Here is a 26,294-nt window from a genome sequence, read left to right as displayed (position 1 = left end):
ACACCGATACATGAGCACGCAAACCACACTCATGCGCAGACTCGGCCTGGGCCGCATGTCGACCGGCGAGTATCAGGCCAACCTCAACGGATTGAACATGTTCTTCGGCGCGGTGCTCGGGCTGGTGCTGACCGGCACGGAAAAGCTGGATGCGTGGCAATTCGGCGTCATGCTGTTCTGCCTGGCCGGGAACGTCATCACGATCCTGTTCATTTCGTCGAGCCGGAACCGGGTGAGCTACGCGATCTTCGCGCTCGTCAACGCGCTGCTTTTCCCGTACGTGATGGGTTTTCTCCTGCGGGCCCCCGATCTGGTTCCGGACAAGGTCCAGCCGACCCTGCTGGTCTGGACGGTGATGGCCATCGTCGTGGAATTCTGGGCGCGGCAGAAGGAACCGGAAGCGGTCGCGCAGGAAAACTGAGCGGCGCGCTCAGCTGACCAGTTGCAGCCGCAATTCCTTCGGCAGGGCGAAGACCATGTTTCCCGGCTTGAGCCGTCGATGCCCCCTCCTTCCTCGGTTCTTAAGAAGCGGCGACCGTATGCCCTAGGTGGCCTGTTTTCTCCCAGGCCATCCCATCACGTGAGATCATCGAACGGGTATTTTGAACGTGCTCTTGAACCCTGGAATATGAGAATATCTGAGGTGCCGAGGAAGAAGAATACGGTCCAACCGTCAAGGCTTCCGTACAAATGGGGAGAGGCATGAAGAGCGATACGGAAGTAGTGCCGCAAGTTAGGTTTTTCGCTTGTCGGCACATTGCATTGCTGGTTGCATTGCTGATTCCGTCCGGCACGCTATTGGCCCAATCCGCGTCCCCGGTGATTACAACCATCGCCGGAGGCGGAAGTCCAAGCGGCAACGGGGATGGAGGGCCTGCCACCCGAGCCAGCCTTGACGCTCCCGTGGGAATCGCAGTAGACGACTCGGGCAACGTTTTCATAGCCGAGCGCTATACGTTTACTGTTCGCCGCATCAATACTATCGGCATCATTACCAGAGTGGCCGGTAATGGACAGCAGGCGTTCAATGGCGACGGCATTGCGGCGGTTTCCGCAGGAATGGATGTACGAGGAATCGCTGCCGATTCAGCTGGAAATCTCTATATTGCAGATGGCTCCAACCGCCGCGTCCGCAAGGTAAATTCCAGTGGCGTTGTTTCAACTATTGCCCGGGAAGGCTTGAGTTTTCCAATCCGAGTGGCAGTCAGCAGCACAGGAACCGTCTGCGTTCTCGATACAAACCGTGTTTGGATTGTAGAGGCAAACGGGGCCTTGAAACTCCTGGCGGGTACAGGAGAGTATGGTTCTGCGGGTGATGGTGGACCGGCTGTTTCCGCCCAGCTCTTCAGTCCTTCCTCCATAAGCTTCGACCGTGCCGGAAATCTATACATCGTTGATGGCAACGAGAGAGTCCGTCGCGTTGATACAAAAGGCATTATCACCACGATCGCCGGTGGTGGCCCATTTCGTATCGACCCGGTGGCTCGGAACTACAAATGGTCTTTCCCCCAGGCGGCAGTCGCGGACACCCGAGGTAATGTCTATGTGGCGGGTTTGAACAATGTTGTCCGCGTGGTGAACGCCGCGGGCATCGCCGACGATGCGGCCGGCCGGCTGATTGACGGGGGAGGTATCGTCGCCGGTGGAAGATTTGGTTTTGCGGGAGATGGCGGACCTGCTGTAGATGCACTCCTCTATGAGCCGGAAGGGATCGCAATAGACAAACAGGAAAATCTTTACATTGCGGACACGCGCAATAATCGCATTCGCAAGGTGACTCGGGTTCCTACGCCGAGGAGCCCGGCGGGCATTTCCGCATTCGCGCCATATCAGATGTATGGCGTCGGCAGCTATGTCAGACACGTTGCGGTTGCAGATGTGACAGGAGATGGGCGCGATGACGCGCTCCTGACGACCTCCACCTGGGCGCCAGGCCGCGTTGAGCCGGACAAGGACATGCGGGTCTGGCTGTTCATCCAGCGCCCCGATGGTACCTTGGCTCCGCCCAAAGGCTATCCATTCCCGGGAGATCTAACGGAAGGCAAAACCGGCGGAGGCCTGGATACGGGTGATCTCAATCGTGATGGCTTCAAGGATGTTGTAGTAGGTAATCTTTCTGGTATCACTGTCTTTCTCGGCACCCCATCTGGCCTATCGCAGGGAGTCAGCTACAAATCGCAGTTTGGTGCAGAACCCAGCCTCAGCGTCACGTTGATGGATGTCGACCAGGATCGGAATCTGGATGTCATTACCCTGAGTGCGGGCAGCAATGTCGGGCTTGTCGCGTACTACGGCAATGGCCTTGGCGGGATCTCACGTCAGGTTTTCCAGACACGCCCCGACGGCGTTAGCTGGGCGCGGCTTCGTGCCAAGGATATGAATTCGGATGGTTATCCGGATCTCGTCAGTGGTTGGACCGGACGACTTGAAGATAGATATCGTGGCGGTTTTGAGATAGCCCTGCACAATCGCATGTCAGGTTTTGGTGCAGTCAATCGTACCCTGGCGGCCCAACCGATTTCGTGGGGTCCTCAGTACGCCGTGGGCGACTTCGATTCTGATGGCAAAAAGGACGTCATCACTTCTTACGAGGCGAATACGCCAGACGCTGCCTATGCCCAATTCCGTCAAGAAGTGAATGGTGCTTTCAGTGAAGTAGGCTCTTGGTCCGCATACGACGTGCCTTCTGACTTACTCGGCGCCGATATGAATGGCGATGGACGGGACGATCTTGTTGTTCTCCATGGGGGTTGGAGTTCGATCGGCTATTTCCAACAGACTTCTGCTGGCCGTTTGGATGTTGAGGTCAAGTACTACACTGTGCAGACAGGTAATCCCAATTGGCCTGCGCTTGCGATAGGTGATTTGAACAGCGATGGCTGCAAAGACATCGCCATGGCTGATCGAAATTACGGCCTGGTGGTGCTTGCTGGTCAAAAATGTACGCGCCGGGTGAATGGGTCTCAGCCGGTTGTACCAGGCATCGCTGCTTCTTCGGCAGCAGAGACCAGCCCCATGGCCGCTCGCACAGCCCGTGGAGTTTTCCGCTACGCCGCTGCGATGACTCCCGCTACCAGCCTCTCCAACGGCATTCAAAGCGTCCGCACGTTTGTCCTTCAGCGGAAACCATACCAGCGCTCCCTTTTGTTGATCGGCGGACTGTTTCTTTTGGTAGCCGCGATCGGAGGCCGGGCTTGGATAAGGACGAGACGCTAACACGGGCCATGGGCTTGCTTTCCAACAGGACCCAACAGGCCATTTCGCTCAGTTGACCAGCTGCAGCCGCAGTTCCTTCGGCAGGGCGAAGACCATGTTTTCCGGTTCGCCGTCGAGTTCGCCAATGCTGGCGGCACCCAGATCGCGCAGGCGCTGGATGACGCCATCGATGAGGATGTCCGGCGCGGAGGCGCCGGCGGTCACGCCGATGCGCTGCTTGCCCTGCACCCAGGCCGGGTTGATCTCGTGGGCGCCGTCGATCAGGTAGGACTCCACGCCATCGCGCTCGGCCAGCTCGCGCAGGCGGTTGGAGTTGGAGCTGTTCGGCGAGCCGACCACCAGCACCAGATCGCATTGCTTGGCCAGATCGCGCACCGCATCCTGGCGATTCTGGGTGGCGTAGCAGATGTCGTCGTTCTTCGGGCCCTGGATGGCCGGGAAGCGCGCCTGCAGGGCCTGGATGATGCCGATGGTGTCGTCCACCGACAGCGTGGTCTGGGTGGTGTAGAACAGGTTGCCTGGCTGGCCGACTTCCAGTTGCGCCACATCGTCGATGTCTTCGACCAGGTAGATGCGACCGGTGCTGCCCTCGCGGCTCCACTGGCCCATCGTGCCTTCCACCTCGGGGTGGCCGGCATGGCCGATCAGCACCACGTCGCGGCCGGCGCGGCAATGGCGGGCCACTTCCAGGTGGACCTTGGTCACCAGCGGGCAGGTCGCATCGAACACCTTCAAGCCGCGGCGGTCGGCTTCGGCGCGGACCGCCTGCGAGACGCCATGCGCGCTGAAGATGACGGTGGCGTTGTCCGGCACTTCGTCCAGTTCCTCCACGAACACCGCGCCGCGGTTGCGCAGGTCGTCGACGACGAAGCGGTTGTGCACGACTTCGTGGCGCACGTAGATCGGCGCACCGAGGGTTTCGATGGCGCGCTTGACGATTTCAATGGCGCGGTCGACGCCGGCGCAGAAGCCGCGGGGGTTGGCGAGCAGGACATCCATGCCGGCGATTTTACCGGAGCCGGCGGCGGGAACGGTGAATCGGTGCTTCCGGCCCGGAATTCCCTTCACCCGGCCCTGGCTCAAGCCTTGGCGGGCTTGTTGCGCTTGCCGTCGAACAGGCCGAACAGGGCGATGCCGACGGCGCCGGCGACGATCGCCGAATCGGCCAGGTTGAACGCCGGCCAGTAATGGTCGCGCCAGTACCACTGGATGAAGTCGATGACGTGGCCGTGGATGAGGCGATCCACCACGTTGCCCAGCGCGCCGCCGATGACCAGCGAGTACGGCAGCGCCTGGCGCCAGTCGCCGCGCGGGGTGCGGCCCAGCCAGAAGGTCAGCAGGCCGCAGATGCCGATCGCCAGCGCTGTGAAGAACCAGATCTGCCAGCCGCCGGCGCCGCTGAGGAAGCTGAACGCCGCGCCGGTGTTGTAGGTGCGGAACCAGTTCCAGAAGCCTTCGATGACCGGCACGGCGGTGTACTCGGGCAGCGAGGCCAGCACCCAGGCCTTGGTCCACTGGTCCAGGCCGATGACGACGGCCGAGAGCAGCAGCCAGATCAGGGCGTTGGGTTTGACGGCGGTTTGGCTCATGGGTGGGTTCGCGGCTTCTGAAGGATGTGTTCTGGAGAAGTGAGTATGCCGGGTAAAGCGGCACGGTTACGGCGCTTGATGCCCTTCCGCCAGGTGTTTGGAAGGAGGAACGAAGGCGTCGAGCCAGGCCGATCGGGGTGGCATTCTGGGAAGGGCTGGCTGGAGGGGGGCTGACTTGCGGGCTTGGGTGGGCCGTTCCGGGGTTTCGGGTGGGTACTTCGGAACCGCCGCGCTGCCCCCATCCGGCGCTGCGCGCCCCTTCCCCCGCTGGGCGGGGGAAGGGGTTTTGTTAGAACCAGCGGCGGTCTTCGCCGGGGCCGTCGACATTGCTGGCGCAGCGGCCGCACAGTTCCGGGTGGGCCGGGTTGGCGCCGATGTCGGCGCGGTGGTGCCAGCAGCGTACGCACTTGGTCTTGTCGGTCGGCTGGGCGAGCACGAACACCTCGTCCGCCTCCACCGCGCCGACGCTGACGTCGCCGCTGATGAGGAAAAAGCGCAGTTCCTCGGCCAGCGGCTGCCACTTGGCGGCCAGCGCGGCGTTCACCGACACCGCGATCTCCGCTTCCAGCGCCGCGCCGATCTGGCCGTTGGCGCGCATCGGTTCCAGCACCTTGGCGACCTGTTCGCGCAGGGCCAGCAACTGATCGAAATCGGCGGCCGTCAGGGTGGCGTCCGCCGGCAGCGGCGCCAGCCCGTCGTACCAGGTGGCGAACAGCACGTTGCCGGTGCGCTCGCCGGGCAGGTAGCCCCACATCTCGTCGGCGGTGAAGCTGAGCACCGGCGCGATCCAGCGCACGAACGCCTCGGCGATGCGGTACATCGCGCTCTGCGCCGAACGACGGCCGCGCGAGTCCTCGCGCATCGTGTACAGGCGGTCCTTGGTGACGTCCAGGTACAGCGAGCCCAGATCCACGCTGCAGAAATTCAGCAGCGCCTGCACGATCTCGGCGAAGTCGTAGCGATCGTAGGCGGCCTTGATCTTCTCCTGCACTTCCCAGGCACGGTGCACGATCCAGCGGTCCAGCGCGACCATGTCCTCCAGCGGACGCAGGTCGCGCGCCGGATCGAAGCCGTGCAGGTTGCCCAGCAGGAAGCGCGCTGTGTTGCGCAGGCGGCGGTAGGCGTCGGCGTTGCGCTTGAGGATTTCCTGCGACAGCGACATCTCGTTGCTGTAGTCGGCCGAGGCGATCCACAGGCGCAGGATGTCCGCGCCCAGGTTCTTCATGATGTCCTGCGGCTCGATGCCGTTGCCGAGCGACTTGGACATCTTGCGGCCGTGCTCGTCCACGGTGAAGCCGTGGGTCAGGCACTGCCGGTACGGCGCATGCTTGTCGATGGCCACGCCGGTGAGCAGCGAGGACTGGAACCAGCCGCGGTGCTGATCCGAGCCTTCCAGGTACAGGTCCGCCGGCTTGCCCAGGCCGCGCTCCAGCAGCACGCCTTCATGGGTCACGCCGGAGTCGAACCAGACATCGAGGATGTCGGTGATCTTCTCGTAGTCGCCGGCCTCGTCGCCCAGCAGTTCGGCCATGTCCAGGGTGTACCAGACGTCGACGCCGCCCTGCTCCACCCGATCGGCCACCGCCTGCATCAGTTCGACGCTGCGCGGATGCGGCTCGCCGGTCTCGCGGTGCACGAACAGCGCGATCGGCACGCCCCAGGTGCGCTGGCGCGAGATGGTCCAGTCCGGGCGGCCGTCGACCATGCCGGCGATGCGCGCTTCGCCCCACTGCGGGAACCAGCCGACCTGCTTGATCGCGGCCAGCGCGTCGCGGCGCAGGTGCGCCTGCTCCATCGAAATGAACCATTGCGGGGTGGCGCGGAACGCGATCGGCGTCTTGTGCCGCCAGCAATGCGGGTAGCTGTGGGTCAGCTTGGCGAACGCCAGCAAGGCGCCGCTGTCGCGCAGCACCTCGACCAGCGCCTCGTTGGCCTTCCAGATATGCAGCCCGGCCAGCGCGGTTTCGCCTGCCGGCGGCGTGGACGGCAGGTACACGCCGCGACCGTCGACCGGATTGAGCTGGCCAGTGGTGTATTTGTCGATCAGGCCATAGCGCTGGCCAACCACGAAGTCTTCCTGGCCATGGCCGGGCGCGGTGTGCACGGCGCCGGTGCCGTCCTCGGCCGACACATGATCGCCCAGCAGCACCGGAATCTCGCGCTCGGCATAGAACGGATGCGACAGCACCACGCCCTCCAGCGACGAACCGGCGGTACGTGCGTGCACCACCGCTTCATTCACGCCGTAGCGTTGCAGCGCGCGCGCGGCCAGCGCGTCGGCCAGCACCAGCCAGCGGCGCTTGCCGTGGTGGGCCGGTCCCTCGACCAGCGCGTATTCCAGATCCGGCCCCAGCGAGACCGCCAGCGAAGCCGGCAGCGTCCACGGCGTGGTGGTCCAGATCGGCACCGCCACTTCCACATCGTCGGGAACCTCGATGCCGAACGCCGCCGCCAGCGCCTTGCGGTCGCGCACGCTGTAGGCGACGTCGATGGCAGGCGAGTCCTTCTCCTGGTATTCGATTTCCGCCTCGGCCAGCGCCGAGCCGCAATCGAAGCACCAGTGCACCGGCTTCACGCCGCGGGTCAGGTGGCCGTTGGCGACGATCTTGGCCAGCGCGCGGATCTCGTTGGCCTCGAAGCGGAAATCCAGGGTCTTGTACGGGTTGTCCCAGTCGCCGATCACGCCCAGCCGCTTGAAGTCCTTGCGCTGCAGATCGATCTGCGATTCGGCGTATTCGCGGCACTTCTGCCGGAACTCGACCGCGTCCAGCTTGACGCCGACCTTGCCGTATTTCTTCTCGATGGCGATTTCGATCGGCAGGCCATGGCAGTCCCAACCCGGGATGTACGGCGCGTCGAAGCCGGCCAGGTACTTCGACTTGACGATGATGTCCTTGAGGATCTTGTTGACCGCGTGGCCCAGGTGGATCGCGCCGTTGGCGTACGGCGGGCCGTCGTGCAGCACGAACAGCGGGCGGCCCTTGGCGTTGGCGCGCAGCTGCGCGTACAGGCCGTCGGCTTCCCAGCGCGCCAGGGTGTCCGGCTCACGCTTAGGCAGATCGCCACGCATCGGGAAATCCGTCGCCGGCAGGTGGAGGGTGGCTTTGTAGTCCTGGCTCACGCCGTTGCTCGTTGGTTGTCGTTTGAAAGAAGGGCGCGCGCCTGTTCGGCGTCGCGGTGCATCTGCTCGGTCAGGCTGGGCAGATCGGGGAATTTCAGTTCATCGCGCAGCTTGGCGACGAATTCGACTTCGATGTGGCGCCCGTACAGGTCGCCGGCGAAATCGAACAGGTGCGCTTCCAGCAGCGGCTCCACGCCGTCCACGGTGGGACGGGTGCCGAAACTGGACACGGAAGCCCATGGTTGTTCCGCCACACCATGCACCCAGGTCGCGTAGATGCCCGACAGCGCGGGCGTCTTCGGAAAGCGCAGGTTGGCGGTCGGAAAACCGAGCGTGCGGCCGAGCTGCTGCCCGCGCACCACCCGCCCGCCAATCGCGTAGGGCCGGCCGAGCAGGCGCGCGGCATCGGCGAAGTCGCCCTGCTTCAGCGCTTCGCGGATGCGGGTGCTGGAAATGCGCTCGCCCTGCGACTGCACCGCTTCGATCTCGTTGGCGGTGAAGCCGAGCTCGGCACCCATCGCCTGCAACAGCGCCAGATCACCGCCGCGCCGGTGGCCGAAGCGGAACTCGGGACCAATCCAGACTTCGCGCGCGGACAACCGTTCCACCAGCATCCGGCGGACGAAATCCTCCGCGCTCATCGCCGCCATCGCCGCGTCGAAGCGCAGCAGGCCGACCGTATCAGCACCCAGTTCGCGCAGGCCTTCGACCTTGGCGCGGGCCAAAGTCAGGCGCGGCGGCGGATTCTCGCGGGCGAAGAACTCGCGCGGCAGCGGTTCGAAGGTCAACGCGACCGCGTCCACGCCCAATGCGCGCGCGCGCGCGGCCGTGTGGCGCACCAGCGCCCGGTGACCGCCATGCAGGCCGTCGAAAGCGCCGATGCAGACCACGCTTCCCCGGGGACCCAGCGGTCCACCGTCGACGTCACGAAACAGCCTGCTCATAGATTCCTGGTTGGATGGCCGCCATTGCGGGCAGGCCGGCGCGAAACGCGCGAATCCCGAAGTATAGCCGCCCTGTCCGGTCTCAATGCCCTCGCAGATCGCGCGGACGGATGCCCTGCAGCCACAGCAGCGCGCCATACAGGGCTCCACCACTGCCCACCAGTACCGCCAGCCGCCAGCCACGTTCCCACCAGGCCCAGTGGGACCAGTCGGGCCAGACCCAGCGCAGCGCCAGCAGCACCACGGTCATCGCCAGCGAGGCCAGGCCGATCTGGCGCAGGAACCGGCCCCAGCCCGGCTGGCGCCGGTAGACCCCGGCCCGGCGCAGGTACCACGCCAGCTGCACCGCGTTGGTCCAGCCGGCGATGGCGATGGCCAGCGCCAGCAGGGCGTGCGCGCCCGGGATATGCGCCAGCGCGTCCAGGTACTGGCCGTCGGCCTTGACCAGGGCGGCCTGGCCGACATCGGTGAACTGCAGCAGGCCGGCGAACAGCAGGATCGTCGCGATCGCGTTCACCACTACCGACACCACCGCCGACTTCACCGGCGTGCGGGTGTCCTGGCGCGAGTAGAAGGCCGGCGCCAGCACCTTGACCAGCAGGAACGCCGGCACCGCGGTGGACTGCGCCATCAGGCTCCAGCTGCTCATCTGCGCGTGGAACGCGGTGAACTTGTGGTACTGGAACAGCGTCGCCATCAGCGGCCCGGCGCACAGGACCAGGCCGATGCAGGCCGGCACGCCGATCAGCAGGCACAGCCGGAAGCCCCAGTCCAGGCCCTTGGAGAAGCCTTCCGGATCCGTGGCGGCGTGGCGGCTGGACAGGTGCGGCAGGATCACCGTGCCGATCGCCACGCCGAACATGCCCAGCGGGAACTCCAGCAGGCGATCGCTGTAGTACAGCCAGCTGACGCTGCCGCTCAGCAGGAACGCCGCCGCCCAGGTGTTGAACAGCAGGTTGAACTGCACCACCGAGGAGCCGAACAGGGTCGGCACCATCAGCGTCATGATCCTGCGCACGCCCGCATGGGCCAGACCCAGCTTCGGGCGCGGCAGCAGGCCCAGCTTCGCCAGCGCGGGCAACTGGAAAACCAGTTGCAGGATGCCGGCGATGAACACGCCCCAGGCCAGCGCCATCACCGAACCGCCCATCAACGGCGCCAGCCAGAACGCCGCCGCGATCATCGACAGGTTCAGCAGGATCGGCGACAGCGCCGGAATCGCGAAACGCTGGTAGCTGTTGAGGATGCTTCCCACCAAAGAGGCCAGCGAGATGAACAGCGCATACGGGAAGGTAATGCGCAGCATCTCGGTCAGCATGTCGTGGTGCGCGCCCGTGTATTTGGACGCGATCATGAAGGCCAGCTGGGGAGCGAACAGGAACACCACCGCGGTCACCACCAGCAACGCGGCGGTCAGGGTGCCGGTGACCCGGTCAATCAGTTCCCTGACCTCCTCCGGGCTGTGCTTTTCCTTGTACTCGGCCAGGACAGGCACGAAGGCCATCGAGAACGAGCCTTCGGCCGAAAGCCGGCGCATGAAATTGGGAATCCTGAACGCAACGAAGAACACGTCCATGGCGGCGGTGGCGCCGAAAACATAGGCGTAGACCTGGTCCCGAACGAGCCCCGACAGGCGGGACAGGAAGGTCATGGCGCTGAAAATGGCGCTGGAGCGCAGGAGCCGGTTGCCGCTCATCGGGCGGCCTCCCCTGCCTGTTGACCCAGGTTGACGCAAGCTGCTGAATAGTCCATACTTTTTTGTCTATTTTCCCGTAACCCCATTATCCCAGCTTTCAGGAACCCATCGTGGCCAATATCAAGTCCGCCAAGAAGCGCGCCAAGCAGACCGTCGTGCGCAACGCGCGCAACTCTGCCCAGCGCTCCATGCTGCGCACCGCCGTCAAGAAAGTGCTCAAGGCGCTTGACGCCAACGACGCCGCCGGCGCGCAGGCCGCTTTCGCCGTCGCCCAGCCGATCCTGGATCGCTACAGCTCGCGCGGCCTGATCCACAAGAACAAGGCTGCCCGCCACAAGAGCCGCCTGACCGCCCGCATCAAGGCGCTCCAGGCCGCCTGACCAGGCGTCCACGGGAAAGCAAAAAAACCCGGCTCCGGCCGGGTTTTTTGTTGCCCGGAATCCAGCCCCCTCCCCCGCTTGCAGGGGAGGGTTGGAGTGGGGGCGGAACGGAATCGGCTCGCTTCGTGCACAAGAAAACCTGCGAGCATCCCGAGCCTTCCTCACTCGAAATGTGGTTGGCTGGACGCCTGTCGCGGGGTCCGGCTTGCCCCCATCCCGGCCTTCCCCCCCACGCGGGGGAAGGAGCGAAACGAAGAGCATCGGAGCAGTTGCCTTAGCCCGCATTCCGGGCCTCCTGGTGCTGACGGTTGCGCCAGAAGAATCTGCTCCCTCCCCCGCTTGCGGGGGAGGGCTGGGGTGGGGGCGGAACGGAGTCGGCTCGCTTCGTGCCGACGAAACCCTGCGAGCATCCCGCGCCTTCCTCACTCGAAATATGGCTGGCTGGACGCCTGCCACGGGTTCCGGCTTGCCCCCATTCCGGCCTTCCCCCGCATGCGGGGGAAGAGGCAAGGCGCGGTGTCGAGGAGGCGCTGCCTCAGCCCGCATTCCGGGCCTCTTCGGCCTCTTCGCGTTGGCGGTCGAAGAACGCCATCACGTCCTGCATGATCGGCCAGGTGCCCTCGCGCGAAATCGCGGAAATCTGGTACCAGGGGTGCATCCAGTCCAGTTCCGCCACGATCTGCTCGGCGCGCTCGCGGGCTTCGTCCTCGAACATCAGGTCGGCCTTGTTGAGCACCAGCCAGCGCGGCTTATCCAGCAATTCCGGATCATGCTTCATCAGTTCCTGCTCGATGGCACGGACCTGTTCGGCCGGGGCGATGCCTTCCACCCCGCCTTCCATCGGCGCCATGTCCACCAGGTGCAGCAGCAGGCGGGTGCGCTGCAGGTGGCGCAGGAACTGCGCGCCCAGGCCGGCGCCGGCGGCGGCACCCTCGATCAAACCGGGAATGTCGGCGATGACGAAGCTGCGATGCGCCTCGACGCTGACCACGCCCAGGTTCGGATAGAGGGTGGTGAACGGATAGTCGGCGACCTTCGGAGTGGCCGCCGAGACCGCGCGGATGAAGGTGCTCTTGCCGGCGTTGGGGAAGCCCAGCAGGCCGACGTCGGCCAGCAGCTTCAACTCCAGCTTCAGCAGGCGCTGCTCGCCCTCTTCGCCCGGCGTGGCCTTGCGTGGAGCGCGGGTCACCGAACTCTTGAAATGCATGTTGCCCAGGCCGCCCTTGCCGCCCTTGGCGACCAGCAGGCGATCCCCGTGGCGGGTCAGGTCGCCGATGACCTCGTCGGTCTCGACGTTGGTGATCACGGTGCCGACCGGCACGGTGATGGTCAGATCCTCGCCGGCCTTGCCGTACATCTGCCGACCCATGCCGTTCTCGCCGCGCTGGGCGCGGAAGTTCTTCTCGTGGCGAAAATCCACCAGGGTGTTGAGGTTCTCGTCGGCAACCAGCCACACGCTGCCGCCGCTACCGCCGTCGCCACCGTCCGGCCCACCCAGCGGGATGAACTTCTCGCGCCGGAAGCCGATGCAACCGTTGCCGCCGTTACCGGCGATGACCTGGATTTCCGCTTCGTCTACGAGTTTCATAATTGCCGGGAATCGGGAATGGGGAATGGAGAATCGAAAGCCGGCATGGGGGCTGGAGAATCTATCGGACTCACGGCCAGACCGCGGAACTCACGGGGTGCTTTCGCTTCCCCCCATTCCCGATTCTCGATTCCCTGTTACCGGCTTTCAAAACGAAAAGCCCCGCACGCGGCGGGGCCCTTCGCTACGTGTGCGCGGAGCCTCAGGCTTCCGTGACCACGCTGACGGTGCGGCGCTTCTTCGGGCCCTTGATCGAGAACTCGACCTTGCCATCAACCAGCGCGAACAGCGTGTGATCGCGACCCAGGCCGACGCCCGAACCCGGATGGAACTGGGTGCCACGCTGACGGACGATGATGTTGCCGGCGTCGATCGCCTGGCCACCATAGACCTTCACGCCCAGCATCTTCGGATTGGAGTCGCGGCCGTTGCGCGATGAGCCTACGCCCTTTTTATGTGCCATGACTGATTCTCCTTACTTGTTGATGCCGGTGATTTCGATTTCGGTGTAATGCTGCCGGTGACCCTGGCGCTTCATGTGGTGCTTGCGGCGGCGGAACTTGATGATGCGGACCTTGTCGGCGCGGCCGTGGCCGACGATCTTGGCCGAGACGCTCGCGCTCTTCAGCGCGTCGCCCAGGGTGACGCTTTCGCCGTCGCCCAGCATCAGGATGTTGTCGAACGTGACTTCCTTACCGGCTTCCGCATCGAGCTTCTCGACGCGCAGAGTCTCGCCCTTCATCACGCGGTATTGCTTACCGCCAGTGACCAGAACTGCGTACATTGGTGAATCCTCTTCTGTAGTTATTCTCTTGAACCCGACCACCATCGAGGGCGGTCAGAAGCGGAATTGTAGGGCTTTCAGCAGCTTAGGGTCAAGTCACCCCCCTTCCCGCCCGCCCGGTGGCTCCGTGGCCCGGCGTGCCCGGGTCGCAGGCCCTGAGACGCCACCGGGTTCCACTGCCCGGAAGGGCCCGCCAGCCGGGCCGGCAACGGCGTGAACGGGAGCGCAGCGGGTGCCCTCGGCGTCCGCTGCCGGGCCTTTGCTGGCGGCGATTTGCCCCCAAATACCGGAATCGCTACGCTGGGCGATTCGCTGGCGCGACCGGGTCGCGCCGGCGGATCCGGAGCCCTTCCCTCCCTTCTGAACAGGCCACCCCACGGCATGGACAGCATCCGCATCCGCGGCGCACGCACCCACAATCTCAAGAACATCGACCTCGACCTGCCCCGGGACAAGCTGATTGTCATCACCGGGCTGTCCGGCTCGGGCAAGTCCTCGCTGGCGTTCGACACCATCTACGCCGAAGGCCAGCGCCGCTACGTCGAGTCGCTGTCCGCCTACGCCCGGCAGTTCCTGTCGGTGATGGAAAAGCCGGACGTGGACCACATCGAGGGTCTGTCGCCGGCGATCTCCATCGAGCAGAAGTCGACCTCGCACAACCCGCGCTCGACGGTCGGCACCATCACCGAGATCTACGACTACCTGCGCCTGCTGTACGCCCGCGTCGGCACCCCGCGCTGCCCGGACCACGGCTACCCGCTGGAGGCGCAGACGGTCAGCCAGATGGTCGACCAGGTCTTGGGCCTGGACGGCGAGCAGCGCTACATGCTGCTGGCGCCGGTCATCCGCGAGCGCAAGGGCGAGCATGCGCAGGTGTTCGACCAGCTGCGCGCGCAGGGTTTCGTGCGCGTGCGGGTGGACGGCCAGTTGCATGAAATCGACGCGGTTCCGCCGCTGGCGCTGCGCCAGAAGCACACCATCGAGGCGGTGATCGATCGCTTCCGTCCCCGCGAGGACATCAAGCAGCGCCTGGCCGAGAGCTTCGAGACCGCGCTGAAGCTGGGCGACGGCATGGCTTCGGTGATGTCGCTGGACAAGCCGGAAACCGATCCGCTGCTGTTCTCGTCCAAGTACTCCTGTCCGGTCTGCGACTACTCGCTGCCGGAACTGGAACCGCGCCTGTTCTCGTTCAACTCGCCGGTCGGCGCCTGCCCGACCTGCGACGGTCTGGGCGTGGCCCAATTCTTCGATCCGTCGCGGGTGGTGGTGCATCCGGAACTGTCGCTGGCCGCTGGCGCGGTTCGCGGTTGGGATCGCCGCAACGCTTATTACTTCCAGCTGATCGCCTCGCTCGCCAAGCATTACCGCTTCGACGTGGACGCGCCGTGGCAGTCGCTGTCGGAGAAGGCCCGCCAGGCGGTGCTGTACGGCAGCGGCGAGGAAGTCATCACCTTCACCTACCTCACCGAATCCGGCGGCCGCACCCAGCGCAAGCATCGTTTCGAAGGCATCGTGCCGAACCTGGAGCGCCGCTACCGTGAGACCGAATCGCCGGCGGTGCGCGAGGAACTGGCCAAGTACATCAGCGAACAGCCATGTCCCGACTGCGGCGGCGCGCGCCTGAACAAGGCCGCGCGCAACGTGTTCGTCGCCGATCGGCCGTTGCCGGCGCTGGTGGTGATGCCGGTGGACGAGGCGCTGTCGTTCTTCCGCGGCCTGGCCCTGCCCGGCTGGCGCGGCGAGATCGCCGCCAAGATCGTCAAGGAAATCGGCGAGCGGCTGGGCTTCCTGGTCGACGTCGGCCTGGATTACCTGACCCTGGAACGCAAGGCCGACACCCTGTCCGGCGGCGAGGCGCAGCGCATCCGCCTGGCCTCGCAGATCGGCGCCGGCCTGGTCGGCGTGATGTACGTGCTGGACGAGCCCAGCATCGGCCTGCACCAGCGCGACAACGAACGTCTGCTCGGCACGCTCACCCGCCTGCGCGATCTCGGCAACACGGTGATCGTGGTCGAGCACGACGAGGACGCCATCCGCGCGGCCGATTACGTGCTGGACATCGGGCCCGGCGCGGGCGTGCATGGCGGCGAGATCGTCGGCGAAGGCAGCCTGCAGGACATCCTCAAGGCACCGCGCTCGCTGACCGGCCAGTACCTGTCCGGCAAGCGCAGCATCGAGGTGCCCAAGGCGCGCCACAAGGCCAATCCGAAGATGATGCTGCATCTGCGCGGTGCCAGCGGGAACAACCTGAAGGACGTGGACCTGGACATCGCCTCGGGCCTGTTCACCTGCGTTACCGGCGTGTCCGGTTCCGGCAAGTCCACCCTGATCAACGACACCCTGTACGCGCTGGCCGCCAATGAAATCAACGGCGCCTCGCACAAGCCGGCGCCGTACCGCGATGTGGTCGGCCTGGACCTGTTCGACAAGGTGGTCGACATCGACCAGTCGCCGATCGGCCGCACCCCGCGCTCCAACCCGGCCACCTACACCGGCCTGTTCACGCCGCTGCGCGAGCTTTACGCGCAGGTGCCGGAAGCGCGCGCGCGCGGTTACTCGCCGGGCCGTTTCAGCTTCAACGTGCGCGGCGGCCGCTGTGAAGCCTGCCAGGGCGACGGCCTGATCAAGGTCGAGATGCACTTCCTGCCGGACGTGTACGTGCCCTGCGACGTCTGCCACGGCAAGCGCTACAACCGCGAAACGCTGGAAATTCTCTACAAGGGCTTCAACATCAACGACGTGCTGGAGATGACCGTCGAGGACGCATTGAAGCTGTTCGAGCCGGTGCCGGCGATTGCCCGCAAGCTGGAAACGCTGATGGACGTGGGCCTGAGCTACATCAAGCTGGGCCAGAGCGCGACCACGCTGTCCGGCGGCGAGGCGCAGCGCGTGAAGCTGTCCAAGGAACTGTCGCGCCGCGATACCGGCCGTACCCTGTACATCCTGGACGAGCCGACCACTGGCCTGCACTTCCACGACATCGAACACCTGCTGGCGGTGCTGCACAAGCTGCGCGACGAGGGCAACACCATCGTCGTCATTGAGCACAACCTGGACGTGATCAAGACCGCCGACTGGGTGGTGGATCTGGGTCCGGAGGGCGGCCATCGCGGGGGACGCATCCTCGCCAGCGGCACGCCGGAAGACATCGCCGCGCATCCGGATTCGCATACCGGCCGATTCCTGGCCAAGCTGCTGCCGGCCAGCAAGGCACCCAAGGCCAGCAAGCCGGCCGCGGTCGCCAAGCCCGACGTGCTGCCGCCGCGCAAGTCCGAGAAGAAAAAGAAAGCGGTGAAAGCCAAATGACCTCGACGCCCGAGAGTTCCCCCGACCGCAAGATGCTAGCGGCGATTCCGATCAGCGTGCGCTGGCGCGACATGGACAGCATGGGTCACGTCAACAACGCCAAGTACGTGTCCTATCTGGAAGAAGCGCGCGTACGCTGGATCCTCGACATTCCGGGCGTCTCGATGACCGATCGCATCGCGCCCGTGGTCGCCGCCAACAACATCAACTACCGCCGTCCGTTGACCTGGCCGAACGACATCCTGGTTGAACTGTACGTGGATCGGCTGGGCACCAGCAGCGTCACCATCGGCCATCGCATCGTCGACCAGAATGGCGTGCTGTACTGCGACGGCAACGTGGTGGTGGTGTGGATGGACACCCACACCGGCAAGAGCGCGCCGCTACCGGACGCCGTGCGCAACGCGTCCGTTTGATTGGCACCGGAACTGTAGGAGCGACGTAAGTCGCGACCTGGATCGCCGAGTGCTCGGTTAGCAGGCCTGGAGCAGGGAATCACGCCGCTGAAACAGACGGTCGCGACTGACGTCGCTCCTACCCACCAAGAACACATGGCGCTACGGCGCCGTCCTGCGCACCTCGAAGGTCACCGGCAGGCTGCGGCCGTCCTTCAGCTTGAGCGTGATCACCGGCTTGTCGCCTTCCTTCACCGGGGCGTAGGGCTTGTACAGCATCAGGTGCAGGCCACCGGGCTTGAACTCGACCGATTTGCCGGCGGCGACCGGCAGGGTTTCCAGTTCGCGCATCTTGTTGACGCCATCGACCTGCCGCGATTCATGCAGCGACACCTCGGCGAAGGCCAGGCTGTCGGCGCCGGCGACTTCCACCGCCTTGGCGCAAGTGTTATCGATGCGGAGAAAGCCGGCCATCATCGGCATGGCCGGCGATGGCGGCAGCCGTATCCACGCCTGGCGGGCCGTGGGCAGGCACTCGGCGGCATGGGCGGAGACGCTGCCGGCCAGCAGCGCGACGGGGACGAGAGCGGATACAAGGCGGCGATTCATGCGCCTATCATAGGCCCACACGCCCTTGGAGCAGATGAATGTCCTCGTTGATTGAAACCCGGGACCATGGCAGCGTCCGCGAGATCCGGCTGGCGCGTCCGCCGGTCAATGCCCTCAACACCGAACTGTGCCGCGCCCTGATCCACGCGGTGGACACGGCGGTGGGCGATGGCGTGCGCGGCATCGTGCTGGCCGGCAATCCGAAGATCTTCTCCGCCGGCATGGACGTGCCCTACCTGCTGTCGCTGGGCGAGAACCGGCATGCGCTGATGGACGCCTGGCAGGCGTTCTTCGGCGCGGCGCGTGCGCTGGCCGATTCGCGGGTGCCGGTGGTGGCGGCCATCGGCGGTCACGCGCCCGCGGGCGGCTGCGTGCTGGCGCTGTGCTGCGACTACCGGGTGATGGCCCGCAGCGTGGATCCCGCGCGTCCCTTCGGCATCGGCCTCAACGAAACCCAGGTCGGCCTGGTCGCGCCGGAAGGCATCCAGCGGCTGATGCGGCGACTGGTCGGCCCGCATCGCGCCGAACGCCTGCTGGTGGCCGGCGAGATGGTGCCGGCCGAGCGTGCGCTGGAACTGGGGCTGGTGGACGAACTGGCCGATCAGGAGCAGGTCGATGCGCGTGCGCTGGCCTGGCTGGAGAACCTGCTGCGCCTGCCCCACCACCCGATGCTGCAGACCCGTGCCATCGCCCGCCGCGACGTGGTGGAAGCGATGTCGCCGGAGTTCATCCAGCTGGACCGCTTCATCGACGCCTGGGACGCGCCCGACACCCAGACCGCGCTGAAGGCGCTGGTGGACAAGCTGAAGAAGTAAGGCCGCGCGAGGCGCCCATGCATTTCCTGCTCTGTTACGACTACGCGCCCGACTATGCGCAGCGGCGCGGGCAGTTCCGCGACGAGCATTTGCGCCTGGCCTGGGAATCCCAGGCGCGCGGGGAAATGCAGTTGGGCGGCGCGGTCGACGATCCACTGGACATGGCGGTGATGGTGTTCCGCTGCGACTCGTCCGCGCCGGTGGAAGCGTTCGTTGCCGCCGATCCCTATGTCCGCAACGGCATCGTCACGCGATGGCGCATCCGTCGCTGGCACACCGTGGTGGGCATCGAGGCGACCGAGCCGACCCGGCCCCGTTGAGCCGGGTCATCGGTTGCCTCATCTCACCCACACTTCCACGCGCTCGTTTCGATAGCGCGTGCCGGCGTCGGCGCCGCCGCCCAGTGCGCGGGTGGCGCCCATGCCGATGGAGCGCTGTACCGGAATGCCCTGCTTGACCAGATGGTCGGCCACCGTGTCGGCATGCTGGTTGCTGCGCACGGTGGCGATCAGGCGGTTGCTGCCGTCGTCGTGCGAGAAGCCCACCACCGTGACCTGGCGTCCCTGGTTCTGCGGTAGCCGCATGTAGGCGATCAGGCGTTCCAGATCATTCGCACCCCGGCTGTCGAAGAACGTGGTCAGCGACGCCGCGTTGAAGCGCAGGCTCAGCGGCAGGCGCTCGGTGCCGGCCACCGCCTGCCCGTAGGGTTGCGCGGCATCCGGCGCGCGCGGCTGGCTTGCCGGGCGCAGCGTCATCGCCAGGAATCCCGCCCGTTCCACCGCCTTCTGCCCTTCGCGGCCGACGCTGTACTGGGCGAAGCTGCGACCCAGCGCCGACATCAGCGGCCCCCCGTAGAGCCGGTAGCGCCGCACCAGCGGATAGTCCTCGCTCATCACGTTGATCCGGGTCGGCAGGATGGCCAGGCCGCCATCGGCGATGGCGAGCGTGCGGGTGCCGCGCGGGATCGCGCTGGCCACCCCGACCACCGCGACCGCATCCGGATCCGCCGCGACCGCGCGCGCGGCCTGCGCCAGGGTCGCATGCGTCTGCGCGTTCGCGGCCGCCGGCGCCGCCCCCAGCACACGCTCGCGCAGGAAATCGCGGTTGCCGCTGGGCGCGCGCGCCAGATGCAGGTGGATCGGCGCGTTGCGTCCCCCGAGCCCGTACCAGTCGCCGATGCGACCGGTGACCAGCTCGCGCAACTGCGCGACCGACAGGCGGCGGACCGGATTCCGCTCATTGACCACCACCGCCAGGCCGTCGACGGCGACGACGAATTCCTGCTCCGGCGATTCGAGGTCCCCCAATTGCCAGGCGGCCTCGCGTTCCGCCGCGTCCGGCGCGCGCGCCAGCATCGCGATCTCGGCGTTCCCCTCGACCAGGTCGCTGAACCCCGTCGCCGAGCCGCGCTTGCCGATCTCCACGATCAGCGGCATCCCGTCGCGGGTCGCGCGGATCTCGGTCTGCTGCGCGGAAACCGCCTTGCGGCGGATTCCGGTATAGCCGATGTGATGCAGCCAGGATTCGACCATCGCCGGGACCAGCGCGTCGCCCAGCGTATTGGAGCCATGGATGCGCAGACGCTCGGCGGAGCCATCATCCTGCGCGGACGCCGGCAGACAGGCCGGCAACAACAGGCACATCGCCAGTGCGACGCGCGGCAAACGGTGCAGCATCGATCATCCCCCTGTGAAGCGCGGCAGAGTGACCGCGTCCGGTTACAGGGCGATGACGGTGAACGCGACTTCGGAGGGAACGATGACGCCGGGATGATGCCGGCAGCGGCGTCAGTGCGCGCCGCGTTCGACCGGACGCGCCGGATCGGCGATCCAGCCGCTCCAGGAACCCGCGTAAACGCGCGCGCCCGACAGGCCGGCGTGTTCGAACGCCAGCAGCAGGTGGCAGGCGGTCACGCCGGAACCACACATGAGCACCAGGTCTTCCGGCCGCCTTCCGGCCAGCATCGGCGCCAGTTCGGCATGCAGTTCCGCGGCGGGTTTGAACTTGCCGTCACGCAGGTTGGCACCGAAAGGACGATTGAGCGCGCCGGGCACGTGGCCGGCCACCGGATCGATGGGCTCGACCTCGCCACGGAAACGCTCGGGCGCGCGGGCGTCGAACAACCAGCCGCTGTCCTCGTCGAGGCGCCGGCGCACTTCGTCGGCGTCGGCGATGAGCCGCGCATCGAATCCGGCGGGATACGCCGGGAGGGCGTTGATCCGGTGTGGTTCCTCGGTCTCCGGCAAGCCGCGCGCGCGCCACGCGGCGAGGCCGCCATCGAGCACCGCCACCTGACGGTGGCCCAGCAGCCTCAGCATCCACCACAGCCGCGCGGCGGCCATGCTGCCGTCACCGGCGTCGTACACCACGGCCTGATGTTGGGGCCCGATGCCCCACTCGCCGAGGCGTCGGGCAAAAGCGGCATCTTCCGGCAGCGGATGCCGGCCCAGGCCGGAACGCGACAGATCGGACAGATCTTCGTTTAGATCGGCATGCACCGCGCCTGGCAGATGCGACTCCGCGTACGCCGTTCGACCGGCGCCGGGATCCATCAGGGCAAAGCGCACGTCGACGATCCGCAGGCCGGGATCGTCCAGCGCCGCGGCCAACGCATCCACGTCCACCAGCGTCGTCCAGTGCATCACGCGCCCTCCAGTCTTTGCCTCAGGTTGTACAGGATCGCGGCGGTGGCGCCCCAGATGCGCTGGCCGGGCCAACCGTACTCCAGCACCGCACGGCGACGGCCGCGATAGTCCACTTCCACCCGACGCAGGTTGGCCGGCGCCATCAGGTAATCGAGCGGTACTTCGAACACGTCCGCCACCTCGCCCGGTTCCGGGGTGGCGATGTAGGCCGGATCGATCACCGCGACCACCGGCACCACCCGGAAACCGCTGATCGTCGTGAAGGGATCCAGGAAACCCAGCGGCGCGATCTGGCTGGCGGGAATGGCCAGTTCCTCCCAGGTCTCGCGCAGCGCGGCGGCAACCACGCCCGCGTCTGCCGCCTCGATGCGCCCCCCGGGAAAGCTCACCTGCCCGGCATGGTGGCGCAGGCCATCGGTCCGCTTGGTCAGGATCACCTGCGTGCCCTGCGGGCGCGGCACCAGGCCGGCCAGTACCGCGGCTTCCGCCGGTTCGCCCGGCGGCAACAGGTCCAGCAGTTCCTCGTGGTTCCAGCCGCGCGCGGTCGGTATGTGGTCCAGCGGATGCAGCACGTGATGCAGGCGCGCGGCCTCGGGCAGGCGCTGCTCGAACGGCAGCTTGCCCTGCTCACGCGCGGGCAGCACCGTTTCCATCAGACGCAGGCGTTCGTCATCGTTCATTCGGGACCAGCGGGCGATCTCGGCGGTCGTGCGCAGACAGCCTTCGCACAGCCCGTCATCACCCAGGGTACAGACGCCGATGCACGGGCTAAGCACGGCGCGAAAAGCGGAATTCATGAACCTTCATACCTGCGCAGCCTAGCGCGAAAACCGCGCCCGTGCCGCGCAAAACGCACTACGCCGGCCTGGGGCCGGCGTAGCGGGACTGCTGGGAAAAATCGACTGCTGGAATTACTTGGTGCTGAGCAGCTTGATTTCGAACACCACCGCCACGTTCGGCGGGAAGCCCGTGCGCGGATCCGCGCCGTAGGCCTTGTCCGGCGGCAGCGCGACTTCCCACTTGGCGCCCGACGGCATCTGCAGCAGCACTTCGCGCATGGCCTGCATTTCGATCTCGCTGACCTTCACGTTCGGCATCTGCTGGGCGGGACGCGCCTCGGCCGGCTTCTGGCCGAACGGATACGGACCGGCGACTTCCAGGCTGACCGTGCTCGCCTGGGTCGGCTTGGCGCCGGCGCCGGCTTCGATCACGCGGTACTGCACGCCGCTGGGCAGCGACTGCACGCCAGCCTTGGCCTTGTTCTGGGCCAGGAACTGATCGCTCTTGGTCTTGTTTTCCGCCGCGACCTTGTCGTACTCGGCCTTGGCCGTCTGCGCACGCTGCTGCTCGCGCTTCTGGAACGCTTCCAGCGCGGGCTTGAGCTGATCGGCGGTCAGCGCCGGCTGCTTCTTGGCATACGCATCCTGGAGGCCCTTGATGACGGTGTTGATGTCGAGCTGCTCGCCGCGACCGGTCAGTTCCGCCAGGTTGTTGCCGTAGTCGTAGCCGAAGTAATAGCTCAACTTGCCTTTCTCGGACGTGGTGTCCTGAGCCAGGGCGCTACCGGCCATGGCGAATGCCGCGACAGCGACCACTAACGAACGCAACTTCATCAACGATTTCTCCAGGGTGGTGGTACAGGGCGGACGTACCGCCTCGAATGGACGCGCTAGGATAGCGGCCAGGGCGCTTAACCGCCACTGACAACCGCCGGCTACGACCGACGGGGCGGCCCAAGAGTTCAATTTCACTTAAAATTCACGAATTTACCGGGATTCCCGCGCATGTCCGACACCCCCGTTTCCGTCACCGACCAGGGCGCCATCCGGCGCATCACCGTCAACCGGCCGGACAAACTGAACGCGCTCAACGCGGCCACCCTGGACGCCCTGCTCGTGGCCTTCGAAGCGGCGGCGGCGGACCCGGCGGTACGGGTGGTGGTCCTGACCGGCGCCGGCCCCAAGGCGTTCGTGGCCGGCGCGGACATCGCCGAGATGTCCGCCCTGAGCGCGGTCGAGGGGCGCGACTTCTCCCTGCGCGGCCAACGCCTGATGCGGCGCATCGAAACCCTGCCCAAGCCGGTGATCGCGATGATTAACGGGTTCGCCCTGGGCGGCGGCCTGGAACTGGCGATGGCCTGCCACCTGCGCATCGCCTCGGACAACGCCAAGGTCGGGCAGCCCGAAATCAATCTCGGCCTGATCCCCGGTTTTGGCGGCAGCCAGCGGCTGCTGCGCCTGGCCGGCCGCGCGGCCACGCTGGAACTGTGCCTGCTGGGCGCGCCCATCAACGCCGAACGCGCGTACCAGTTGGGCATCGTCAACAAGGTGGTCGCCGCCGACGCGCTGGAAGCCGAAACCACGCAATGGGCCGAACAGTTGGCGCAGGCCGCGCCGCTGGCCCTGCGCGGCAACCTGGACGTCATCCACGTCGGTGGCGAATGCGCGATCGAGGAAGGCCTGCAGTACGAATCGGCGCAGTTCGGCCTGATGTTCTCGACCGAGGACATGCGCGAAGGCACCCGCGCGTTCCTGGAACGCCGCAAGCCGCAGTTCGCCGGCCGCTGAAACCTTCATGGGCGAGGCATCTTCCTCCATCTGCCGGCAGGCCGCGCGCGGGGAAAGCCTGCTGGCGTTGCTGGCGCGGGACGACCTGGATGCCGCCATCGACGCCGGACTGATGGACATCGCGCCCTGCTCCGCGGACTGCGCGTGCGTCACTCGGCTGGCACCCATCTGGGATGCCCAGCGCCGGCTGCGCACGGCATGGGAGGCGCGCGATCGCCATCGCGCGCGCCAGGCGCGGCTGCTCCGGCGTGCCGCCGAACGCGATGCCCGGCGCGCACCGGCACCGGCGGCGCCGCAGGCGCCCCGCCCGTCACTCCCCCCTTCCGCCGCCGCCATCCTGGCGCGCGCCAAGGCGCGTGCGGCGGGAAAAAGCGGTTCCTAGCCGCCGCACACCAAGCCCCTGGAACGCATGACAGAACGCCGTAAACGCCGCAGCCGCACCCTGAGCAAGGCCGAGGTGCAGGAACTGTTCTCGCGCCTGCGCGAACTCAATCCCAAGCCGACCACCGAACTGGAATACAAGACGCCGTTCGAGCTGCTGGTGGCGGTGACCCTGTCCGCGCAGGCCACCGACGTGGGCGTCAACAAGGCCACCCGGCGGCTGTTCCCGGTCGCCAACACCGCGGAAAAGATCCTGGCCCTCGGCGAAGAGGGGCTGAAGAAGTACATCTCGACGATTGGCCTGTACAACGCCAAGGCGAAGAACGTGATCGCCACCTGCCGGATCCTGGTCGAGCAGTATGGTGGCGAGGTACCGCGCTCGCGCGAAGCGCTGGAAGCCCTGCCCGGCGTCGGCCGCAAGACCGCCAACGTGGTGCTGAACACCGCGTTCGGCGAACCGACCATGGCGGTGGACACCCATATCTTCCGCGTCGCCAACCGGACCGGCCTGGCGCCGGGCAAGAACGTGCGCGAAGTCGAGGATGGACTGCTGAAGACCGTCCCGGCCGAATTCCTGCACGACGCCCACCACTGGCTGATCCTGCATGGCCGCTATGTCTGCAAGGCGCGCAAGCCGGATTGCCCGCAATGTGTGATCCGCGATATCTGCCGTTATCCGGACAAGACGATGGCGGATTGAGGGGGAAGGCAACGGTGCATCGCGAGGGCGACGGCTTGCCGTGTGCGGCAAGCTGCATGACGGCTATCGGAAGCTGACAGGCGCCTCGGGCGACGTTGGGCGCCTGCTGTCTGCGCCAGGAGCAAATCCCCCTCGGTCCCCCATTCTATGAAAGGGGGAGGCAAAGCCGAGCCTTTACCGAATCCCGGCTTTCAACGGCCGCACGGCCGATCATCCCGAATCCCGAATCCCGGCCCCCAACCGCCATCAAACTGTCATCCCGACGAAATAAGACAGCGTTGTAACAATAACGCAACTTTTACCAACTAGCCTGCGCAGCGTCTTCCACACCTGCCCCAAGGGCTAACCCATGAAACTCTCCCGCAGCACCCTGACTCTCGCACTGCTGGCCGCGGTCGCGGCGCCTGCCGCCCAGGCCGAGATTCCGATCGACGTGATCGGCGGTTCCGAAGTCTCGTTCGAAGGCCTGGTCCAGGCGGACTTCTACAAGTTCGACACCGACACCATCGACTACGGCGCCGATTCGTCTTCGGATCTGGATGGCGACGACTACTTGAACGAACTGCGCCGCGCCGAACTGGTGCTCAAGGGCAAGGGCCCGGGCAACATCGAGTGGGTGCTGGGCTATGACGCCAAGGACGACAAGTTCCTGGACGCCAACGTCAAGTACAAGATCGGCGGCAACGCCAACCACTTCCTGCAGATCGGCCAGTTCAAGCAGCCGGGCGCCACCCTGGAAGAACTGTCCAGCACCAAGAACAACGACTTCATCTCCAAGTCGTCGATCACCAACTCGCTGGGCACCCCGCGCCGCCTCGGCCTGCAGTACAACATCGGCGACGCCAACTGGGGCGTGACCGCCAGCTTCTTCGGCCGTGAACTGACCCGCAACCGCGAACATGGCGGCGGCTATTCGGCCCGCGGCTACTGGGCGCCGATCAACGAGGCCGGCAGCATCCTGCACCTGGGCCTGTCGTACACCGACAAGGACACCGATGGCGACGTGATCCGCCTGCGCGCCCGTCCGATGGCCGACATGGTTCCGACCCGCTTCGTCGACACCGGCAGCAGCGGCCTGCGCGCCAGCGACCGCAGCAGCGTGCTCGGCGCCGAAGCCATGTGGGTGAACGGTCCGTTCAAGCTGCAGGGCGAATACATGAAGACCGACGTCAAGCGCTACGGTAGCTTCGACGACTACAGCGGCGACGGCTTCTACGTGTCGGGCCTGTGGAACATCACCGGCGAGACCTGGGGCTACAAGGCCGGCGTGCCGACCACCGGCCTGCCGAGCGACCCGACCAAGGGCATGTGGCAGTTGGGCCTGCGCTACGACACCATCGATCTGACGGACGGCGCGGTGGTCGGCGGCGAGATGGACAGCTGGACCGCCGGCGTGAACTGGTACTGGCGCTCCAACTTCAAGTTCATGCTGAACTACGTCGCGGTCAAGCAGGAGAAGGGCGTGCTGAAGGACGACCCGAACGTGGTCGAAGCCCGCCTGCAGTTCTACTGGTAAGCCGGAACGATCCCGAACGGGATTCGCGGAGGGCGCGGCGCA

Annotated in this window: 24 protein-coding genes; 11 read left to right on the top strand and 13 right to left on the bottom strand. The window is 66.0% G+C overall.

Annotated features, from left to right (window positions below; genetic code table 11):
* Nucleotides 1–10: 10 nt before the first annotated feature.
* Both ACTJI2_RS03805 and ACTJI2_RS03800 read left to right on the top strand, forming a co-directional pair.
* Nucleotides 11–421, top strand: a complete 411-nt coding sequence (locus ACTJI2_RS03805) for a hypothetical protein (protein WP_440841169.1) — start codon at nt 11–13, stop codon at nt 419–421.
* Between the two features lie 281 nt (nt 422–702).
* The gene (locus ACTJI2_RS03800; protein WP_440841168.1) at nt 703–3,216 is read left to right on the top strand and encodes an NHL domain-containing protein; all 2,514 of its coding nucleotides are present in this window, start codon (nt 703–705) and stop codon (nt 3,214–3,216) included.
* Between the two features lie 48 nt (nt 3,217–3,264).
* On the opposite strand, the gene ispH is transcribed toward ACTJI2_RS03800, so the two are convergent.
* From ispH to murJ, 5 genes are all read right to left on the bottom strand, one after another.
* On the bottom strand, nt 3,265–4,215 hold the full coding sequence (ispH, locus tag ACTJI2_RS03795) for a 4-hydroxy-3-methylbut-2-enyl diphosphate reductase (protein WP_440841167.1): 951 nt from the start codon (nt 4,213–4,215) through the stop codon (nt 3,265–3,267).
* Between the two features lie 80 nt (nt 4,216–4,295).
* Nucleotides 4,296–4,805, bottom strand: a complete 510-nt coding sequence (gene lspA / locus ACTJI2_RS03790) for a signal peptidase II (RefSeq protein ID WP_440841165.1) — start codon at nt 4,803–4,805, stop codon at nt 4,296–4,298.
* A 289-nt stretch (nt 4,806–5,094) separates the two neighbouring features.
* The gene (ileS, locus tag ACTJI2_RS03785; protein ID WP_440841164.1) at nt 5,095–7,926 is read right to left on the bottom strand and encodes an isoleucine--tRNA ligase; all 2,832 of its coding nucleotides are present in this window, start codon (nt 7,924–7,926) and stop codon (nt 5,095–5,097) included.
* Nucleotides 7,923–8,870, bottom strand: a complete 948-nt coding sequence (locus ACTJI2_RS03780; protein ID WP_192197555.1) for a bifunctional riboflavin kinase/FAD synthetase — start codon at nt 8,868–8,870, stop codon at nt 7,923–7,925. The genes ileS and ACTJI2_RS03780 overlap by 4 nt, the downstream gene beginning before the upstream one ends.
* Nucleotides 8,871–8,952: 82 nt before the next feature.
* On the bottom strand, nt 8,953–10,566 hold the full coding sequence (gene murJ, locus ACTJI2_RS03775) for a murein biosynthesis integral membrane protein MurJ (protein ID WP_440841163.1): 1,614 nt from the start codon (nt 10,564–10,566) through the stop codon (nt 8,953–8,955).
* A 110-nt stretch (nt 10,567–10,676) separates the two neighbouring features.
* On the opposite strand from murJ, the gene rpsT reads away from it, so the two are divergent.
* On the top strand, nt 10,677–10,946 hold the full coding sequence (rpsT, locus tag ACTJI2_RS03770; RefSeq protein WP_141453506.1) for a 30S ribosomal protein S20: 270 nt from the start codon (nt 10,677–10,679) through the stop codon (nt 10,944–10,946).
* Nucleotides 10,947–11,481: 535 nt separating this feature from the next.
* Here rpsT and obgE read toward each other — a convergent pair.
* The 3 genes from obgE to rplU form a co-directional block, all read right to left on the bottom strand.
* Nucleotides 11,482–12,534 carry a GTPase ObgE gene (gene obgE / locus ACTJI2_RS03765; RefSeq protein WP_440841162.1) on the bottom strand — a complete coding sequence of 351 codons (1,053 nt, stop codon included), beginning with the start codon at nt 12,532–12,534 and terminating at the stop codon, nt 11,482–11,484.
* 202 nt (nt 12,535–12,736) lie between these two features.
* A complete protein-coding gene (rpmA, locus tag ACTJI2_RS03760) occupies nt 12,737–12,997 on the bottom strand; it encodes a 50S ribosomal protein L27 (protein WP_183643025.1) in 261 nt (86 codons plus the stop codon).
* 12 nt (nt 12,998–13,009) lie between these two features.
* Nucleotides 13,010–13,318, bottom strand: a complete 309-nt coding sequence (gene rplU, locus ACTJI2_RS03755) for a 50S ribosomal protein L21 (RefSeq protein WP_141453509.1) — start codon at nt 13,316–13,318, stop codon at nt 13,010–13,012.
* Nucleotides 13,319–13,699: 381 nt separating this feature from the next.
* Between rplU and uvrA the strand changes: the two genes are divergently transcribed.
* Both uvrA and ACTJI2_RS03745 read left to right on the top strand, forming a co-directional pair.
* Nucleotides 13,700–16,624 carry an excinuclease ABC subunit UvrA gene (gene uvrA / locus ACTJI2_RS03750; protein WP_440841161.1) on the top strand — a complete coding sequence of 975 codons (2,925 nt, stop codon included), beginning with the start codon at nt 13,700–13,702 and terminating at the stop codon, nt 16,622–16,624.
* Nucleotides 16,621–17,040 (top strand): acyl-CoA thioesterase, encoded by a 420-nt coding sequence (locus tag ACTJI2_RS03745; protein WP_183643033.1) that lies wholly within the window; start codon nt 16,621–16,623, stop codon nt 17,038–17,040. The genes uvrA and ACTJI2_RS03745 overlap by 4 nt, the downstream gene beginning before the upstream one ends.
* A gap of 141 nt (nt 17,041–17,181) precedes the next feature.
* On the opposite strand, the gene ACTJI2_RS03740 is transcribed toward ACTJI2_RS03745, so the two are convergent.
* Nucleotides 17,182–17,628, bottom strand: coding sequence for a copper chaperone PCu(A)C (locus ACTJI2_RS03740; protein WP_192197553.1), 447 nt, complete (start codon nt 17,626–17,628; stop codon nt 17,182–17,184).
* 38 nt (nt 17,629–17,666) lie between these two features.
* Between ACTJI2_RS03740 and ACTJI2_RS03735 the strand changes: the two genes are divergently transcribed.
* Together ACTJI2_RS03735 and ACTJI2_RS03730 are read left to right on the top strand one after the other, a co-directional pair.
* Complete coding sequence (locus ACTJI2_RS03735; protein ID WP_183643039.1) at nt 17,667–18,443, top strand: enoyl-CoA hydratase/isomerase family protein; 777 nt, start codon at nt 17,667–17,669, stop codon at nt 18,441–18,443.
* A 17-nt stretch (nt 18,444–18,460) separates the two neighbouring features.
* Nucleotides 18,461–18,763, top strand: coding sequence for a YciI-like protein (locus ACTJI2_RS03730; RefSeq protein ID WP_440841160.1), 303 nt, complete (start codon nt 18,461–18,463; stop codon nt 18,761–18,763).
* A gap of 18 nt (nt 18,764–18,781) precedes the next feature.
* Here the strand turns inward: ACTJI2_RS03730 and ACTJI2_RS03725 are convergent, their stop codons facing one another.
* From ACTJI2_RS03725 to ACTJI2_RS03710, 4 genes are all read right to left on the bottom strand, one after another.
* Nucleotides 18,782–20,119 (bottom strand): substrate-binding domain-containing protein, encoded by a 1,338-nt coding sequence (locus ACTJI2_RS03725; protein ID WP_440841159.1) that lies wholly within the window; start codon nt 20,117–20,119, stop codon nt 18,782–18,784.
* A 111-nt stretch (nt 20,120–20,230) separates the two neighbouring features.
* Nucleotides 20,231–21,085, bottom strand: a complete 855-nt coding sequence (locus ACTJI2_RS03720) for a sulfurtransferase (RefSeq protein WP_440841158.1) — start codon at nt 21,083–21,085, stop codon at nt 20,231–20,233.
* Nucleotides 21,085–21,885 (bottom strand): CoA pyrophosphatase, encoded by an 801-nt coding sequence (locus tag ACTJI2_RS03715; protein ID WP_440841157.1) that lies wholly within the window; start codon nt 21,883–21,885, stop codon nt 21,085–21,087. Before ACTJI2_RS03715 ends, ACTJI2_RS03720 begins: the two co-directional genes overlap by 1 nt.
* Before the next feature lie 114 nt (nt 21,886–21,999).
* Nucleotides 22,000–22,701, bottom strand: coding sequence for an FKBP-type peptidyl-prolyl cis-trans isomerase N-terminal domain-containing protein (locus tag ACTJI2_RS03710; protein WP_141453518.1), 702 nt, complete (start codon nt 22,699–22,701; stop codon nt 22,000–22,002).
* A gap of 171 nt (nt 22,702–22,872) precedes the next feature.
* On the opposite strand from ACTJI2_RS03710, the gene ACTJI2_RS03705 reads away from it, so the two are divergent.
* The 4 genes from ACTJI2_RS03705 to ACTJI2_RS03690 all read left to right on the top strand — a co-directional run bounded on the left by ACTJI2_RS03705 (nt 22,873) and on the right by ACTJI2_RS03690 (nt 26,252).
* A complete protein-coding gene (locus ACTJI2_RS03705; RefSeq protein ID WP_203321598.1) occupies nt 22,873–23,655 on the top strand; it encodes an enoyl-CoA hydratase/isomerase family protein in 783 nt (260 codons plus the stop codon).
* 7 nt (nt 23,656–23,662) lie between these two features.
* Nucleotides 23,663–24,037, top strand: coding sequence for a hypothetical protein (locus tag ACTJI2_RS03700; protein WP_440841156.1), 375 nt, complete (start codon nt 23,663–23,665; stop codon nt 24,035–24,037).
* A 27-nt stretch (nt 24,038–24,064) separates the two neighbouring features.
* Nucleotides 24,065–24,736: an endonuclease III gene (gene nth / locus ACTJI2_RS03695; RefSeq protein ID WP_440841155.1), complete on the top strand. Its 672-nt coding sequence runs from the start codon at nt 24,065–24,067 to the stop codon at nt 24,734–24,736.
* 349 nt (nt 24,737–25,085) lie between these two features.
* Nucleotides 25,086–26,252: an OprO/OprP family phosphate-selective porin gene (locus tag ACTJI2_RS03690; RefSeq protein WP_183643062.1), complete on the top strand. Its 1,167-nt coding sequence runs from the start codon at nt 25,086–25,088 to the stop codon at nt 26,250–26,252.
* Nucleotides 26,253–26,294: the final 42 nt, after the last annotated feature.

The sequence above is a fragment of the Pseudoxanthomonas sp. 22568 genome (genome assembly GCF_052044485.1).
GTDB classification, from domain to species: Bacteria; Pseudomonadota; Gammaproteobacteria; order Xanthomonadales; family Xanthomonadaceae; genus Pseudoxanthomonas_A; species Pseudoxanthomonas_A beigongshangi.
The sequence above is the reverse complement of the archived record's forward strand: the minus strand, read 5'-3'. Positions and strand labels throughout refer to the sequence as shown.

What these genes read in the sequence shown, in the direction of transcription:
- ACTJI2_RS03720 (WP_440841158.1), bottom strand. Translation starts at nt 21,085, where the DNA reads ATGCACTGGACGACGCTGGTGGACGTGGATGCGTTGGCCGCGGCGCTG.
- rplU (WP_141453509.1), bottom strand. Translation starts at nt 13,318, where the DNA reads ATGTACGCAGTTCTGGTCACTGGCGGTAAGCAATACCGCGTGATGAAG.
- uvrA (WP_440841161.1), top strand. Translation starts at nt 13,700, where the DNA reads ATGGACAGCATCCGCATCCGCGGCGCACGCACCCACAATCTCAAGAAC.
- ACTJI2_RS03690 (WP_183643062.1), top strand. Translation starts at nt 25,086, where the DNA reads ATGAAACTCTCCCGCAGCACCCTGACTCTCGCACTGCTGGCCGCGGTC.
- murJ (WP_440841163.1), bottom strand. Translation starts at nt 10,566, where the DNA reads ATGAGCGGCAACCGGCTCCTGCGCTCCAGCGCCATTTTCAGCGCCATG.
- ACTJI2_RS03735 (WP_183643039.1), top strand. Translation starts at nt 17,667, where the DNA reads ATGTCCTCGTTGATTGAAACCCGGGACCATGGCAGCGTCCGCGAGATC.
- ACTJI2_RS03710 (WP_141453518.1), bottom strand. Translation starts at nt 22,701, where the DNA reads ATGAAGTTGCGTTCGTTAGTGGTCGCTGTCGCGGCATTCGCCATGGCC.
- ACTJI2_RS03800 (WP_440841168.1), top strand. Translation starts at nt 703, where the DNA reads ATGAAGAGCGATACGGAAGTAGTGCCGCAAGTTAGGTTTTTCGCTTGT.
- ACTJI2_RS03730 (WP_440841160.1), top strand. Translation starts at nt 18,461, where the DNA reads ATGCATTTCCTGCTCTGTTACGACTACGCGCCCGACTATGCGCAGCGG.
- obgE (WP_440841162.1), bottom strand. Translation starts at nt 12,534, where the DNA reads ATGAAACTCGTAGACGAAGCGGAAATCCAGGTCATCGCCGGTAACGGC.
- ACTJI2_RS03715 (WP_440841157.1), bottom strand. Translation starts at nt 21,885, where the DNA reads ATGAATTCCGCTTTTCGCGCCGTGCTTAGCCCGTGCATCGGCGTCTGT.
- nth (WP_440841155.1), top strand. Translation starts at nt 24,065, where the DNA reads ATGACAGAACGCCGTAAACGCCGCAGCCGCACCCTGAGCAAGGCCGAG.
- ACTJI2_RS03780 (WP_192197555.1), bottom strand. Translation starts at nt 8,870, where the DNA reads ATGAGCAGGCTGTTTCGTGACGTCGACGGTGGACCGCTGGGTCCCCGG.
- rpmA (WP_183643025.1), bottom strand. Translation starts at nt 12,997, where the DNA reads ATGGCACATAAAAAGGGCGTAGGCTCATCGCGCAACGGCCGCGACTCC.
- ACTJI2_RS03705 (WP_203321598.1), top strand. Translation starts at nt 22,873, where the DNA reads ATGTCCGACACCCCCGTTTCCGTCACCGACCAGGGCGCCATCCGGCGC.
- ACTJI2_RS03740 (WP_192197553.1), bottom strand. Translation starts at nt 17,628, where the DNA reads ATGAATCGCCGCCTTGTATCCGCTCTCGTCCCCGTCGCGCTGCTGGCC.
- ispH (WP_440841167.1), bottom strand. Translation starts at nt 4,215, where the DNA reads ATGGATGTCCTGCTCGCCAACCCCCGCGGCTTCTGCGCCGGCGTCGAC.
- ACTJI2_RS03745 (WP_183643033.1), top strand. Translation starts at nt 16,621, where the DNA reads ATGACCTCGACGCCCGAGAGTTCCCCCGACCGCAAGATGCTAGCGGCG.
- lspA (WP_440841165.1), bottom strand. Translation starts at nt 4,805, where the DNA reads ATGAGCCAAACCGCCGTCAAACCCAACGCCCTGATCTGGCTGCTGCTC.
- ACTJI2_RS03725 (WP_440841159.1), bottom strand. Translation starts at nt 20,119, where the DNA reads ATGCTGCACCGTTTGCCGCGCGTCGCACTGGCGATGTGCCTGTTGTTG.
- ACTJI2_RS03805 (WP_440841169.1), top strand. Translation starts at nt 11, where the DNA reads ATGAGCACGCAAACCACACTCATGCGCAGACTCGGCCTGGGCCGCATG.
- ACTJI2_RS03700 (WP_440841156.1), top strand. Translation starts at nt 23,663, where the DNA reads ATGGGCGAGGCATCTTCCTCCATCTGCCGGCAGGCCGCGCGCGGGGAA.